Origin of the sequence: Micromonospora sp. NPDC006431 (genome assembly GCF_042870725.1) — a bacterium.
In the GTDB taxonomy this organism is placed as follows: domain Bacteria; phylum Actinomycetota; class Actinomycetes; order Mycobacteriales; family Micromonosporaceae; genus Micromonospora.
The window spans coordinates 1-13,316 of sequence record NZ_JBIAHQ010000002.1 but is presented as its reverse complement, the minus strand read 5'-3'; the positions used below and the strand labels follow the sequence as shown (position 1 = coordinate 13,316).

General features: G+C 73.2%; 12 protein-coding genes. 7 read left to right on the top strand and 5 right to left on the bottom strand.

Annotation, left to right across the window (positions count from 1 at the left end; translation table 11 throughout):
* Nucleotides 1–173: 173 nt before the first annotated feature.
* Nucleotides 174–467, bottom strand: a complete 294-nt coding sequence (locus ACFYM6_RS03605; protein ID WP_387271899.1) for an antibiotic biosynthesis monooxygenase family protein — start codon at nt 465–467, stop codon at nt 174–176.
* A 501-nt stretch (nt 468–968) separates the two neighbouring features.
* Between ACFYM6_RS03605 and ACFYM6_RS03600 the strand changes: the two genes are divergently transcribed.
* Nucleotides 969–1,967, top strand: a complete 999-nt coding sequence (locus ACFYM6_RS03600) for a TerC family protein (protein WP_387271897.1) — start codon at nt 969–971, stop codon at nt 1,965–1,967.
* Nucleotides 1,968–2,031: 64 nt separating this feature from the next.
* Here the strand turns inward: ACFYM6_RS03600 and ACFYM6_RS03595 are convergent, their stop codons facing one another.
* Both ACFYM6_RS03595 and ACFYM6_RS03590 read right to left on the bottom strand, forming a co-directional pair.
* Nucleotides 2,032–2,949 carry an NlpC/P60 family protein gene (locus ACFYM6_RS03595; protein ID WP_387271895.1) on the bottom strand — a complete coding sequence of 306 codons (918 nt, stop codon included), beginning with the start codon at nt 2,947–2,949 and terminating at the stop codon, nt 2,032–2,034.
* 56 nt (nt 2,950–3,005) lie between these two features.
* Nucleotides 3,006–4,103: a mandelate racemase/muconate lactonizing enzyme family protein gene (locus ACFYM6_RS03590; protein WP_387271893.1), complete on the bottom strand. Its 1,098-nt coding sequence runs from the start codon at nt 4,101–4,103 to the stop codon at nt 3,006–3,008.
* 45 nt (nt 4,104–4,148) lie between these two features.
* Between ACFYM6_RS03590 and ACFYM6_RS03585 the strand changes: the two genes are divergently transcribed.
* Complete coding sequence (locus tag ACFYM6_RS03585) at nt 4,149–4,946, top strand: tyrosine-protein phosphatase (protein ID WP_387271891.1); 798 nt, start codon at nt 4,149–4,151, stop codon at nt 4,944–4,946.
* Between the two features lie 44 nt (nt 4,947–4,990).
* Here the strand turns inward: ACFYM6_RS03585 and ACFYM6_RS03580 are convergent, their stop codons facing one another.
* Nucleotides 4,991–5,854, bottom strand: coding sequence for a serine hydrolase (locus ACFYM6_RS03580; protein ID WP_387271889.1), 864 nt, complete (start codon nt 5,852–5,854; stop codon nt 4,991–4,993).
* Nucleotides 5,855–5,919: 65 nt separating this feature from the next.
* Here ACFYM6_RS03580 and ACFYM6_RS03575 point away from each other — a divergent pair, with 65 nt between their 5' ends.
* Entirely contained in the window at nt 5,920–6,585 is a 666-nt protein-coding gene (locus tag ACFYM6_RS03575; RefSeq protein ID WP_387271887.1) for a class I SAM-dependent methyltransferase, read from the top strand.
* A gap of 197 nt (nt 6,586–6,782) precedes the next feature.
* On the opposite strand, the gene typA is transcribed toward ACFYM6_RS03575, so the two are convergent.
* Nucleotides 6,783–8,651, bottom strand: coding sequence for a translational GTPase TypA (gene typA / locus ACFYM6_RS03570; RefSeq protein ID WP_387271885.1), 1,869 nt, complete (start codon nt 8,649–8,651; stop codon nt 6,783–6,785).
* A gap of 131 nt (nt 8,652–8,782) precedes the next feature.
* Here typA and ACFYM6_RS03565 point away from each other — a divergent pair, with 131 nt between their 5' ends.
* From ACFYM6_RS03565 to ACFYM6_RS03550, 4 genes are all read left to right on the top strand, one after another.
* Nucleotides 8,783–10,252: a DedA family protein gene (locus ACFYM6_RS03565; RefSeq protein WP_387271884.1), complete on the top strand. Its 1,470-nt coding sequence runs from the start codon at nt 8,783–8,785 to the stop codon at nt 10,250–10,252.
* A gap of 29 nt (nt 10,253–10,281) precedes the next feature.
* Nucleotides 10,282–10,425 (top strand): hypothetical protein, encoded by a 144-nt coding sequence (locus ACFYM6_RS03560; protein WP_387271882.1) that lies wholly within the window; start codon nt 10,282–10,284, stop codon nt 10,423–10,425.
* Nucleotides 10,426–10,427: 2 nt separating this feature from the next.
* Nucleotides 10,428–12,083 carry a CocE/NonD family hydrolase gene (locus ACFYM6_RS03555; protein ID WP_387271880.1) on the top strand — a complete coding sequence of 552 codons (1,656 nt, stop codon included), beginning with the start codon at nt 10,428–10,430 and terminating at the stop codon, nt 12,081–12,083.
* Nucleotides 12,084–12,250: 167 nt separating this feature from the next.
* The gene (locus ACFYM6_RS03550) at nt 12,251–13,153 is read left to right on the top strand and encodes a hypothetical protein (RefSeq protein ID WP_387271878.1); all 903 of its coding nucleotides are present in this window, start codon (nt 12,251–12,253) and stop codon (nt 13,151–13,153) included.
* The last annotated feature ends 163 nt before the right edge of the window (nt 13,154–13,316 follow it).

The window sequence follows — 13,316 nt, the reverse complement described above, 5'->3', positions numbered from 1 at the left end:
CCGGGGCGGGCGGCCGCGAACTCTGCCACGAGCAGCAGGGGCGCCCGGAAGTTGATCAATCGGGCGCGGCTGGCCGGAGCCAAGCCGCGCCGCCACCGGGCCCGGCGCCCCCGATACCCGTCGGGACCGGTGGCCGGCGCGTCCCCCGCAGGCTATGCGAGGGGTATGACAGGTCAGGCCGGCACGTCCACGAAGTGCTCGACCAGCGGCGGGTTCGCGAAGTGCGGACCGATCAGCGCCCGCCACTGCGGGAACCGCTCGCTCTGCCGGAAGTTGACGTCGTGCGCCTCGACCGAGTCCCACTCCACCAGCAGCACGAACCGGGACGGCGACTCCACGCCCCGGGTCATCCGCACCGAGCGGCAGCCCTCCGCGCCGCTGAGGAGAGGGTAGGCCTGCGCGTAGGCGGCGGCGAAGGCGTCCTCTTGCCCGGGTGTCACGTCGATCAGCGCGACCTCAAGAACCATTCCCGAAGCCTCGCACGCCGGCCGTCGGCCCGTCCGCCCCGGGGGCTGTTCCGGCCGCCACACCATCCGCCGGGCGCCGCCCGACAGTCGCCCCCATCTCGCCGACCTGGGTTCCATCGGCCGGGATGCCGCCGTATCGCCGATCCGGCTGCCGACCACGGAGCCGTTCACCTAGCCTCCTAGGAAGCGTCGGCGGGAGAGATCCGTCCCGCGGCGGAACGTGATTCCCTCATCAATCCGGGCACCCGGAGATGCGCCGAGCCGCCTTCATGGTGAACAATGGCGCCCGAGGAGGGGAGTATTCCCCCGCAATGGAGTCGTCAGCACGGAAGAGCGCCGGCCCCCCGGTGGCACGACCCGGCTCCGTTGGTCAGCGAACCGGCACCCCCGGTCGGTGGCGGAAGAGACCTCCGACAGTCACCAGTGTCAGCGTCGACGCACCTTAGCCCCCCACGGGGCGTACGGTGTGCCCGACGCTGTGTGTCTGCCGGAGGTTAGATCTTGAACGTGTCCGGATGGGTGTGGGCAGCGACCCTCGTCGCATTGACCGCCGTCCTGCTCGTCGACCTGCTCATCATCGGTCGGCGTCCGCACGAGCCCAGCGTCCGTGAGTCGAGCATCTGGGTCGGCTTCTACGTCGGGCTGGCCCTGCTCTTCGGCGTGGGGCTGTGGCTCGCCGCCGGGCCCAGTGTGGCCGGCCAGTTCTACACCGGGTGGCTCACCGAGTACAGCCTCTCGGTGGACAACCTCTTCGTCTTCGTGATCATCATGGGTCGCTTCGCGGTGCCCCGGCAGTACCAGCAGAAGGTGCTGCTCATCGGCATCCTGCTGGCGCTGGCGATGCGAGGTGGCTTCATCGCCGCCGGCGCGGCCCTGCTCGCCCAGTTCACCTGGGTCTTCTACATCTTCGGCGCGTTCCTGATCTACACGGCGATCAACCTGGCCCGACAGGGCGAGCCGGACGAGGACGAGTTCAGCGAGAACGTGCTGATCCGGTGGAGCCGCAAGGCGCTGCCGCTGTCCCGGGACTTCGACGGCGCGAAGCTGACCACCCACGAGAAGGGGCGGCGGCTCTTCACCCCGATGCTGATCGTGATGATCGCGATCGGCACCACCGACCTGATCTTCGCGCTCGACTCGATCCCGGCGATCTTCGGCATCACCCAGGAGCCGTACCTGGTCTTCACCGCGAACGTCTTCGCGCTGATGGGGCTCCGGCAGCTCTACTTCCTGCTCGGCGGGCTGCTGGACCGGCTGATCTACCTCAGCTACGGCCTGGCCGTGGTGCTCGGCTTCATCGGGGTCAAGCTGGTCCTGGAGGCCCTCGCCGACAACAACCTGCCGTTCATCAACAACGGCGAGCACGTGGCCTGGGCCCCGCACATCCCGATCTGGCTGTCGCTGGCCGTCATCCTGGGCACCCTGGGGATCGCCACCGCGGCCAGCCTGGTCAAGTCGTCCCGGGACCGGCGCCGCGAGCTGGCCGCGGCGCGACACTGACCGGACCCACACCCGGCGAATGGGGCGCTCCCGAGGTCGGGAGCGCCCCATTCGCGTACGGAGGTCAGACGCGGTGGGCCGCGACCAGGGTGGCCTCCCGGTAATCGGGAAGCCGCTGCTCGATCACCACGCGCTGGATGTAGCAGGCGTGCAGCATCCGCCGGACCTCACCCTGCGGCTCGCTGCTCACGATGCCGATGTGGTGGATCCGGCGGCCGGGCCGGGCGAAGAAGTAGAGGTCGCCGGGACGCTCCTCGCCAAGCGCCAGGGGACTGGTCGCCTCGGCCTGGTCGTCGGCGTCGCGGGGCAGCGTCACCCCGTACCGCCGCCAGGCCAGGTGCACCAGACCGGAGCAGTCGATCCCGTGGCTGGAGACCCCGCCCCAGACGTAGACCAGGTCGTGCAGCCGCTCCGCCACGGCGAGCACCTCCTTGGCCTCCGGTCGCTCGGTGGGCAGCGGGACCACATCGGCCTCGGGCACCCAGAGCGGGTCCATCCGGCCGGGTACGTGCACCGGCCGCCATCCGTCCACCGTCCGGCCCGCCGGTGCGAGACGGGTGCCGAGGACCACCTCGGGCAGGGCCACCGGGCCGTCCGGGGCGGTGCGCAGCGCGGTGAGCGTGGCGTCCACCACCAACGGGCCCGCCGACGCGTCGGTCTCTGCCGGGGCGGTGAGCTGGGCGGTGGGCAGCCAGCCGGGGTAGCCCCGGGGGTCGAGCTTGGCGGCGGGCTGTTCGAGGGCGACGACCTGCGCCCAGCCGTCCGCGCGCAGCTCGGTGACGAGCACCCGCTCGCCGAGCAGCAGCTGGCTCAGCACGCACTCGCCGACCTGCTGGTCGCGGTCCATGCCGGCGACCCAGGCGGCGGTGTCCGGCGTGTCGCCGAGTGCGGCACCGTCGATCGGGCGGACGGCCTCGGGGGCGCTCCATAGGGTCGCGACCGGGACCCGGACGGCGGCCTCGCGGCCCGGCTGCAGCTCCACGTCCACTCCCACCTCGCGGTTCTCTCCGGCGACCCTATGAAAAATTTCACCAACCATCAAGCGCGGGCGTGCACATTGACTTCACGTACCGCCGAGATGCCGAGGCCGGGCTCGTCGGGCAGCAGGACGCTCGCGCCGTCGTACCGGATTCCGCCGCCCACCGGCGACCAGGCGAGCCACCAGGCGGCGTCGAGGTCGGAGACGGCCGTGGTGCCGTAGGCGGCGACCAGGCTGGCCGCGGCGCCCACGCCCACCGGGCTCTCCATCATCGAGCCGACGATGGTGCCCATCCCGTGCGCGGCGGCCAGGTCGAGCAGCGTCCGCGCGGTGTGCAGGCCGCCGCACTTGGCCAGCTTGACGTTGACCATGTCGGCCGCCCGCCGGCGGATCACCTCGACCAGGTCGCGGACATCGAAGACCGACTCATCGGCGAGGATCGGCAGGTCCACCCGGTCACTGACCCAGGCCAGCCCGTCCAGGTCCCGCCGGTGGACTGGCTGCTCGACCAGTTCGACGTCCAGCCCGGCGTCCTCGATGCCCCGGATGACCCGGACCGCCTCGCGCGGGGTCCAACCCTGGTTGGCGTCCAGCCGGATGCGCACGTCGGGGCCGACCGCCGCGCGGACCGCGCGGACCCGGTCCAGGTCGCCCCGGGCGTCGGTGCCGACCTTTAGCTTGAGCACGGTGAACCCCTCGGCCCGGCGCTGCTTCGCGGCGGCGGCCAGGTCCACGGCGTCGCCGGCGGCCAGCGTGACGTCCGTCGGGACCCGCAGGCTGGTGCCGCCGAGCAGCCGCACCAGCGGTACGCCGAGCCGCCGCGCGGCCAGGTCGTGCAGGGCGACGTCGACGGCCGCCTTGGCGGACTCGTTGCCGACCACCGTCCGGCGCACCTCGGCGCAGCGGGCCTGGAGGTCGTCGGCGTCCCGTCCGGTCAGCGTGGGGGCGAGGAGGTCCCGGACGCACGCCTCGGCGCCGGCGATCGACGCCCCGGTGACCTGCCAGACCTGCGGGGCCTCGCCGAACCCGGACCGCCCGTCGCTGTCGACGACCTCGACGACCAGGGTGTCCACCGTGGTCGTGCGGCGCAGCGCGGTGACGAACGGGGTGTGCAAGGGGGCGGAGAGCCGGTGGGTGCGTACCGCGGCGATCGTCATGTGCGGCACCCTATACGGAGGTTTGCCGGCGACTGGGGAGGGCCGATGGCGGAACGGGACTGGGCACTGGTGGGCGCACCGAACGCGCGTGACCTCGGCGGTCTGCCGACATCGGACGGGCGGCGGGTCCGCCCGGGTCGGCTGATCCGCACCGCCGCGCTGGGCCGGCTCACCGACGAGGACCTGCCGGTGCTGGGCAAGCTGGCGCCCGCCTGCGTGGTGGACCTGCGGCACGCCAGCGAGCAGGAGGTCGCCCCGCCGGACCGCCTGGCCGGTGAGCCGCGGGTGGTGCACCTGCCGGTCTACGACCGGGCCCACCCCGTCTTCACGTACGTCTCGGCGGTGCTGCTCGGCCACGACCTGAGCGCGTACGAGCAGCTGGCCCGGGAGGGTATGCCGGCGGCGATGGTGGCGATCTACCGGTGGTTCGTCACCGGGGAGTCCGCCCGCGCCGGGTTCGGGGCGGCGGTGCGACTGGCGGCCGAGGGGGCGAACCTGCCGCTGCTGTTCCACTGCTCGGCCGGCAAGGACCGGACCGGCTGGCTGTCGGTGGTGCTGCTGACCGCGCTCGGCGTGGACGAGGCGGCGATCCGGGCAGACTACCTGCGGCACAACGAGTTGACCGAGAGCTTGCGCGAGGTGCTGCTGACGGCGATGACCCGGGGTCGGTCGAATCTGGACCCGGCGAGCGCGCGCCCGCTGCTGGAGGTGCGGCCGGAATACCTGGATGCCGCGTACGACGAGGTCCGGCGGGTGCACGGCTCGTTCGGGGCGTATCTGCGCGACGGGTTGGGGGTGACCGACGAGACGGTCGCCGCGCTGCGCGCGCAGCTGCTGGAGTGAGCTCTGGCCGCCGGCCCGCCCGTCGGCGGGCCGGCGGGGTGCGGTCAGTCGGCCAGGTCGTGCCGGGACGCCCAGACGTGCGCGGAGACGTGCGCGATCAGGCGGCAGGCGTCGTCGTCCTCCTCGCCGCTCGGGCCGCCGTCGGCCAGGTCGGTGGTGGTGCAGACGACGATCACGTACGGCGGCGCGTCGGCCGGGAAGACCACTCCGGCGCCGTGCCGGATGCCGTGCACCCAGCCGTTCTTGTGCGCGATCCGGGTTCCCGCGGGCAGCCCGGCGGCGAGGTCCTCACGGTGTTCCTGGGCGAACAGGACGTCCAGCATGGACGCGCAGCCGGCCGGGGAGGCCAGCGGGCCGGGCTCCCGGGCGCCGCGGGCCAGTCCGCCGAGCAGGGCGGCGAGGTCGGCTGCGGTGACCAGGTTGTCGATGCCCGCCTCCCGGGCGGCGGAGTCCTCGATGCCGCGGCCGGTGACGCTGTGCCGCGCCCCGCCCAGCGCCCACGCCTCGGCCACCGCCGGCAGTCCGACCGCGCCGATGACGATGTTGGTGGCCAGGTTGCTGGATCGGACGATCATGCGTTCGGCGAGCCAGCGTAGCGACGCGGTGCTGCCGACCCGGTCCCAGACCGCGTCGTCGTTGTCGTAGTCCCGGGCGTTGGCGAACCGGGGTGCGCCCGGCAGGGCGGAGTCGAAGGCGTTGTGCACCGGCACCGGCGCGTCCAGGTTCAGCCGGCCGGCCTCGGCGGCGCGGTGCAGCGCCACCAGCACCCCGATCTTCATGGTGCTGGCCGCGTAGTGGGTGGCGTCGGGCAGGCGGGTCCAGGTGGGCGGGGCACCCAGTCGCCCCACGTACGCGGAGATGGTGCCGGGTGCCTTGTCGAGGTACGAGTCGAGATCCTCCCAGGTCATGCCGGTGACCGTAGCCGATCACCGGCGGGGCTGCGGCCCGCCCGACGGCCGTCTAGCGTGCGGGGATGACGACCGCCGCGTACGACGCCATCGCCGACTGGTACGAGCAGTTCGCCACCGACACCTCGGCGGACTACCAGCACCGGGTCCGTCGCCAGCTCGCCGACCTGCTCGGCAACGGTCCGGGTCGTTGTCTCGACGTCTGTTGCGGCACCGGGGTGCATGCCGCCGAGCTGCGCCGGCTGGGCTGGCAGCCGGTCGGGGTCGACCTCTCCGGCGGACAGCTGCGGTACGCCCGTACCCGGCTGCCGGTGGCCCGGGGCGACGCGGCCCGGCTCCCGGTCGCCGACGCGAGCGTCTGTGCCGTCACCTGCGTACTCGGGCACACCGACCTGCCCGTCTACCCGGCGGTGGTCGCGGAGGCCGCCCGGGTGCTCGCCCCGGGCGGGCGCTTCGTCCACATCGGCGTGCACCCCTGTTTCATCGGCCCGTTCGCGGACCGTTCCGACCCGGCGCGCATCGTCATCGACGGCGGGTACGGCGAGCGGGAGCGCAGCTTCCGGTCGTGGAACTCCAGCGGTGTCCGGGCCCGGGTGGGCGCCTGGCACCTGCCGCTGGCGGACCTGCTCAACGCGGTCACCGCGGCCGGCCTGACCCTGACCCGCGTCCAGGAGTCCGGCGCCACCCCCATTCCCGACATCCTGGCCTTCCAGGCCACCAAACCCGCCTGACCTACCCACGCCCCGCGATGACCCGGGTTGATCATGAGGTTGGCGGGCGATTTCGCGCTGCAGGACTGCCGCCAACTCCATGATCGACGCCGACGCCGACGCCGACGCCGACGCCGACGCCGACGCCGACGTCGGGGGTGGGGGAAACGGCGGAGCCCGGGCGCTGGGGGCGGTCCGGGCTCCGGGGTGGGCTGGGGTCAGCCGGCGTGCTTGCGGCGGGCGGCCATCCGGCCGCGCTGGGTCTGGTCGAGGATCACCTTGCGGATGCGGACCGCGGCCGGGGTCACCTCGACGCACTCGTCCTCGCGGCAGAACTCGAGGGCCTGCTCCAGCGACAGCTTGCGCGGCGGGATCAGCTTCTCGGTCTCCTCTGAGGTCGAGGAGCGCATGTTGGTGAGCTTCTTCTCCTTGGTGATGTTCACGTCCATGTCGTCGGAGCGGGAGTTCTCCCCGACGATCATGCCCTCGTACACCTCGGTGCCGGGCTCGATGAAGAGTTGGCCGCGCTCCTGCAGGTTGGTCATGGCGAACGCGGTGACCGCGCCCGAGCGGTCGGCGACGAGCGAGCCGGTGGCCCGGGTCCGCAGCTCGCCGAACCACGGCTCGTACGACTCGAAGACGTGGTGCAGGATGCCGGTGCCGCGGGTCTCGGTGAGGAACTCGGTGCGGAAGCCGATCAGGCCCCGGGCCGGGACCAGCCACTCCATCCGGATCCAGCCGGTGCCGTGGTTGACCAGCTGCTCCATCCGGCCCTTGCGGGTGGCCAGCAGCTGGGTGATCGCGCCGAGGTACTCGTCGGGGGCGTCGATGGTCAGCCGCTCGACCGGCTCGCAGGTCTTCCCGTCGATCTCCCGGGTGACCACCTGCGGCTTGCCGACGGTCAGCTCGTACTGCTCGCGGCGCATCTGCTCGACCAGGATCGCCAGCGCCAGCTCGCCGCGGCCCTGCACCTCCCAGGCGTCGGGACGCTCGGTGGGCAGCACCCGCAGCGAGACGTTGCCGATCAGCTCCTTGTCGAGGCGGTCCTTGACCATCCGGGCGGTGACCTTGGCGCCCTTGACCCGGCCGACCAGCGGCGAGGTGTTGGTGCCGATGGTCATCGAGATGGCCGGCTCGTCGACGGTGATCAGCGGCAGCGGGGTCGGGTTCTCCGCGTCGGCCAGGGTCTCGCCGATCATGATCTCCGGGATGCCGGCGACCGCGATGATGTCGCCTGGGCCGGCGGAATCCGCCGGCTTGCGCTCCAGGCCCTCGGTCATCAGCAGCTCGGAGATGCGGACCCGCTGGGTGCTGCCGTCGGTGCGGCACCAGGCCACGGTCTGGCCCTTGCTGATGGTGCCCTGCCGGACCCGGCACAGCGCCAGCCGGCCCAGGAACGGCGAGGCGTCGAGGTTGGTGACGTGCGCCTGCAGCGGCGCGTCCTCCTCGTACGCGGGCGGCGGGATGGTGTCCAGCAGGGTGCGGAACAGCGGCTCCAGGTTGTGGCTGTCGTCCGGCACCGCGCCGTCGGCCGGCTGGGTCAGCGAGGCGATGCCGTCGCGGGCGCAGGCGTAGACGATCGGGAAGTCGATCTGCTCCTCGTCGGCGTCCAGGTCGAGGAAGAGCTCGTAGGTGTCGTCCACGACCTCCTTGATCCGGGCGTCGGGCCGGTCCACCTTGTTGATCACCAGGATGATCGGCAGCCGGGCCTTGAGGGCCTTGCGGAGCACGAACCGGGTCTGCGGCAGCGGGCCCTCGCTGGCGTCGACCAGCAGCACCACCCCGTCGACCATGGTCAGGCCGCGCTCGACCTCGCCGCCGAAGTCGGCGTGGCCCGGGGTGTCGATGATGTTGATGGTGACCGGGTCGGACCCGTCCGCCGGCAGGTAGTGCACGCCGGTGTTCTTGGCCAGGATGGTGATGCCCTTTTCCCGCTCGAGGTCCATCGAGTCCATGACCCGTTCGGTGACCTCACCGCGGGCGCCGTAGGCGCCGGCCTGCCGCAACATGGCGTCGACCAGGGTTGTCTTGCCGTGGTCGACGTGGGCGATGATGGCGACGTTGCGGAGGTCGGTGCGAAGCTGCATACCCTCCATACTCCTGTCTGCGGTTGCCGGGGCGCGTGTCGGGGTCACCCCGAGATCGCCCGGATCTCTGCCGAAACTGCTGTTCCGACCGTTCCAGTGACTGGCATGCTGGTCCTCGTGCGGGGGACCGGATGCCTGACCTGCTGACGTGGCTGCAGGATCTGCCGGCCCTGCTGATCTACCTGGTCGCCGCGATGATCGTTGCGGGCGAGACCGCGGTGATCTTCGGACTGCTGGTGCCGGGCGAGGCGACCCTGCTGCTGGTCGGCTTCCTAGCGTACGCGGGGACGCTGCGGCTCGTCCCGACGCTGCTGGCCATGACAGCCGCCGCCGTGATCGGTGACACACTCGCCTTCCGGGCCGGGCGCCGGTACGGGCCCCGGCTGCGCGCCTCCGGCCTCGGGGCCCGGATCGGCGCCGCCCGGTGGCAGCGGGCCGACTCGCTGCTCGACCGGCTGGGCGGTCGCGGTGTGCTGGCCGCCCGCTGGGTGGCCTTCGCCCGTACCCTGGCGCCCCGGCTTGCCGGCGCGGCGGGCCTGCCGTACCGGCGGTTCGCGCCGTGGAACCTGGCCGGGGTGGTGAGCTGGGTCGGCGCGTCCGTGCTGGCCGGGTACGCCGCCGGCGAGTCGTACGCGCAGGTGTCCCGGCTGCTCGGCCGGGCCACCGGGGCGGTGCTGGTGCTGCTGCTCTGCCTCGTCGGGGTGGTGCTGGCCGGTCGCTGGCTCGGCCGCAACCCGGACCCGGCCCGGGCCCTGGCCGCCCGGGCGGCCGCCGTGCCCCCGCTGCGCTGGCTGCGCGCCCGGTACGGGGTGCTGTTCTTCCTGGTCGCCATGCGGATCGGGCCGGCCTGGACGCTGCTGCTCAACCTCGCTGCCGGCCTGCTGCTGCTCTTCACCGCCGGGCTGGCCGTCGCCGCGGTGCTGGAGGCGGTGGTCCGGCACAGCGGGCTCGGGGTGGTCGACGGCCTCATCGCGGAGTGGTTCGCCGCCCGGCGTACCCCCGGGGTGGCCGACGCGGCGCTGGCCGCCGTCTCGGTGCTGCGCGGGTCGTCCCTGATCGCCGCGGTGGCGGTCGTCGCGGCGGTGCTGGCCTGGCGGAGCCGCCCCTGGCGGGCCGACCTGCTCAGCGTGGTCGGCACGGTGGGGGCGTTCGTGCCGCTGGTCGTGCTGGCCGTGGTCGCCGACCTGACCGGCCCGGGCGGCCCTGGTGACACGCCAGTGCTCCTGCCCACCCAGATCACGGTGGTGACGGCGAGCTTCGGCACGCTGGCCTGGCTGCTGTCCCGCGGGGCGCGCTGGCCGGTCGCCGTGGCGGTGTGGACGGGTGCCGTGGCCGGGGTGTTCGCCGTCGGCGGCGCCCGGCTCTACCTGGGCTGGAGTACGGCCAGCGGCACCGCCACGTCCGTCCTGCTCGGCGCCGCCTGGACCACGGTGTTCATGGTCGCCTGGGCCACCCGGGACCGGGCCGTCGGCGTGGCCGATCCGCCGTCCACAGCGGAGCCCGACGGCCCGGCGGAGTGGCTGGGCGCGGGACCCCCGCCTCGGCCGCGCCCGTCCGGAGCGGCGTCGCACGCCCCCCGGGGCCCCGCCGATCCTGGTTAGGGTGCGGCGGGCGACCACGGGGAGGACTGATGCGTCGAGGAACCGGCCGGTGGCCCACGTCGTTGATGACCTCGATGCGGGAGCACCGGGACGCCGTCCGCGCGGCCCGGGGCGAACCGGCCCGACGGGCGGCGGGCGCCGACCCGGCCGCCGCGGGATCGCCCGCGGACTGAACATGGACGGGCTGCTCACCCGGCTTGCCGCCGCCGCGCTGCGGCTGCCCGCCGCCCGGACGCGGCGGGTCGCGGTGAGGCGGGACATCCCGGTCCGGGTGCGGGACGGGGTCACGCTGCGCACCGATCACTACGCCCCGGATCTGCCGGGCGCGCCCACCGTGCTCATCCGGACCCCGTACGGGCGCGGTGGGCCGATCCGGCTGCTGGGCCGGCTCGTCGCCGAGCGCGGCTACCACGTGGTGATCCAGTCCTGCCGGGGTACCTACGGCTCCGGCGGTGCGTTCGTCCCGCTGGTGCATGAGCGCGACGACGGCCTGGACACCCTCGACTGGCTGCGCCGGCAGCGCTGGTGGTCCGGGTCGTTCGGCACGTTCGGCGCCAGCTACCAGGGCTTCGTGCAGTGGGCGCTCGCCGCCGAGGCGGCCGACGAGCTACGCGCGATGGTCACGGTGGTGACCGCATCGGCCACCCGGGATTCGACGTACGCGGGGGAGTCGTTCGCACTGGACACGGTGCTCACCTGGGCGGAGCTGCTGCAGGCGCAGACCGTGCCGTGGCTGGCCCGACAGTGGGAGCTCCGGCGGGGGCAGCCCCGGTTGGCCCGCGCGCTGGCCCACCTGCCGCTGGCCGAGGCGGATCACATCGCCACCGGGGTGACCGTGCCGTTCTTCCAGGAGTGGTTGCGCCACCACACTCCCGACGCCGACTACTGGCGGCTGCGGGTCTTCGGCGACCGGATCGCCGAGGTGCGGGCACCGGTGGCGATGATCAGCGGCTGGCACGACATCTTCCTCCCCGCCCAGCTCGACGACTACGCCCGGCTCCGGTCGGCCGGGGCCCGGCCGCGGCTGACCGTCGGCCCGTGGACCCACGGCAGCCCGGGGCTCCTGGTGGCGGCCCTCAGAGAGGGACTGGACTGGCTCGACGCGCACCTGGCCGGCCGCCCGGCGGTCCGGCGCGCACCGGTGCGGGTGCACGTCGGGGGCGTCGGCGGCGGGTGGCGGGACCTGCCCGACTGGCCCCCGCCGGCCGGGCCGGCCCGGTGGCACCTGCACGCCGGCCGGGCCCTCGACCCGGCCGCGCCGGCGTCGTCCCCGCCCGACCGGATCTGGTACGACCCGGCCGACCCCACCCCGTCGCTCGGTGGCCCGCTGCTGGTCGCCCAGCGGGCCGGCGCCGTGGACAACCGGCCGGTGGAGGCCCGGCCCGACGTGCTGACCTACACCAGCGAGCCGCTGGACGGCCCGGTCGAGGTGGTCGGCCCGGTCCACGCCGAGATCCACGTTCGCAGTGAACTCTCCTACCTGGACGTCTTCGTACGCCTCTGCGACGTGGACCATCGCGGTCGGTCCTGGAACGTCTGCGACGGTCTGGTCCGGGTGGCGCCGGGGCGTTTCCCGGTCGATCCGTCCGGCGTGGTCCGGGTGCCGGTCACCCTCTGGCCGACGGCGTACCGCTTCGCGCCGGGGCACCGGCTGCGCGTGCAGGTGTCCGGCGGTGCGCATCCGCGCTACGCGCGCAACCCCGGCACCGGGGAACCGCTGGGCACAGCCGTCACCCTCCGTGCTGGATGGCGGGAGGTGCTGCATGACCCCGCGCACCCGTCCGCCCTGGTGCTGCCGCAGGCCGCGGCGGCGCCCGCAGCCCCTTCATAGTTGCAGATAGTGCCTCTGAGCTGGGCAACTGCATGTCGGTGTGGATATTCTCGGGTCAGTTGCCCGGCGCCGTGCACCGTACCGACCGGGCGCGTCCCCGGATCGTCCGCATCACGCGGAGTGATTGTCGTGCCCGGCCGGCTGACGATCCACAAGGGGGGAATCCGATGACGCGGGCCCCGAACAACCTGCTGGCCGTCCGCAATTTGCTGCTCACCTACCTCAACGTCGACAAGAAGGCCGTGCGGCCGGAGGATCTCGAACCCGGCGAGGTCGGCATCGTCGGCGACGCCAACCACCGGGGCGGATATCACTGCGGCTCCGACCGGGTCGTGAAGAACGACTACTCCGTGGTGGAGTCCACCCGGGACTCCTCCGGCCTGACCCTCGACGCGTCCGCCCTGGACGTCGGGATGTTCACGGTCCGCTCCGGCGGCCGAACCCACAACCTGCGCACCTTCTCCGCCTGGTGCGTCGCGCAGTGCGTTGCCAACGCGGCGGACACCCGGGACATCAGAGAGATCATCTACTCACCGGACGGCAAGGTGGTGAAGCGGTGGGACCGGCTGCGGAAGCGCACCACCGGCGACTCCAGCCACCTCACCCACACCCACTTCAGCTTCTTCCGCGACTCCACCAAGGCGGGCCGGGACCAGACCCCGCTGTTCCGCCGCTACCTGACCGGCATCGGACTTCTGGAGGACCCCATGGCCCAGTTCACCGACGCGCACGCCGCTGTCCTCAACCAGCTCGCCGCGGTGCTGCCCACCCTGGTCAGCCAGTCCGGGTTCACCGACGGGCGGATGGAGGCCATCGCCAACGGCCGCACCAAGATACGGAGCGACCTGAAGGGGGCCGGCGGGCCCGTGTGGCTCGTCGACCAGGTGAACGGCATCCGCGTCGACCTGGCCACGGTCGCCGGCCGGCAGCCGGTCGACGTGCCGGCGTTGGCCGCCGCGCTCGCGCCGCTGCTGCTGGCGCAGCTCACCCCGGAGGCGATCGCCGCCGCGTTGTCGCCGGAAATCGCCCGGCAGGTCGCCGACGAGCTGTCCCGGCGGCTGGCCGCCTGACCGGCCGGCGCGCCTGGCTGGGGATGCGCTTCGGCGGGGGGGGGGGGGGGCCCCCCCCCCCCCCCCCCCCCCCCCAAAAAACTGTCGGAAGAGTAGGACCGGCGGCCCCCCGGACCCCCCGGGGCCCCCACAAACCCCCAAAAAAAACCAAAGAAACACACGC

Excerpts from the sequence above, each read along its gene's own strand:
- ACFYM6_RS03605 (WP_387271899.1), bottom strand. The coding sequence starts at position 467 with ATGGTTCTTGAGGTCGCGCTGATCGACGTGACACCCGGGCAAGAGGAC.
- ACFYM6_RS03590 (WP_387271893.1), bottom strand. The coding sequence starts at position 4,103 with ATGACGATCGCCGCGGTACGCACCCACCGGCTCTCCGCCCCCTTGCAC.
- ACFYM6_RS03585 (WP_387271891.1), top strand. The coding sequence starts at position 4,149 with ATGGCGGAACGGGACTGGGCACTGGTGGGCGCACCGAACGCGCGTGAC.
- ACFYM6_RS03580 (WP_387271889.1), bottom strand. The coding sequence starts at position 5,854 with ATGACCTGGGAGGATCTCGACTCGTACCTCGACAAGGCACCCGGCACC.
- ACFYM6_RS03575 (WP_387271887.1), top strand. The coding sequence starts at position 5,920 with ATGACGACCGCCGCGTACGACGCCATCGCCGACTGGTACGAGCAGTTC.
- typA (WP_387271885.1), bottom strand. The coding sequence starts at position 8,651 with ATGCAGCTTCGCACCGACCTCCGCAACGTCGCCATCATCGCCCACGTC.
- ACFYM6_RS03565 (WP_387271884.1), top strand. The coding sequence starts at position 8,783 with ATGCCTGACCTGCTGACGTGGCTGCAGGATCTGCCGGCCCTGCTGATC.
- ACFYM6_RS03560 (WP_387271882.1), top strand. The coding sequence starts at position 10,282 with ATGCGTCGAGGAACCGGCCGGTGGCCCACGTCGTTGATGACCTCGATG.
- ACFYM6_RS03555 (WP_387271880.1), top strand. The coding sequence starts at position 10,428 with ATGGACGGGCTGCTCACCCGGCTTGCCGCCGCCGCGCTGCGGCTGCCC.
- ACFYM6_RS03550 (WP_387271878.1), top strand. The coding sequence starts at position 12,251 with ATGACGCGGGCCCCGAACAACCTGCTGGCCGTCCGCAATTTGCTGCTC.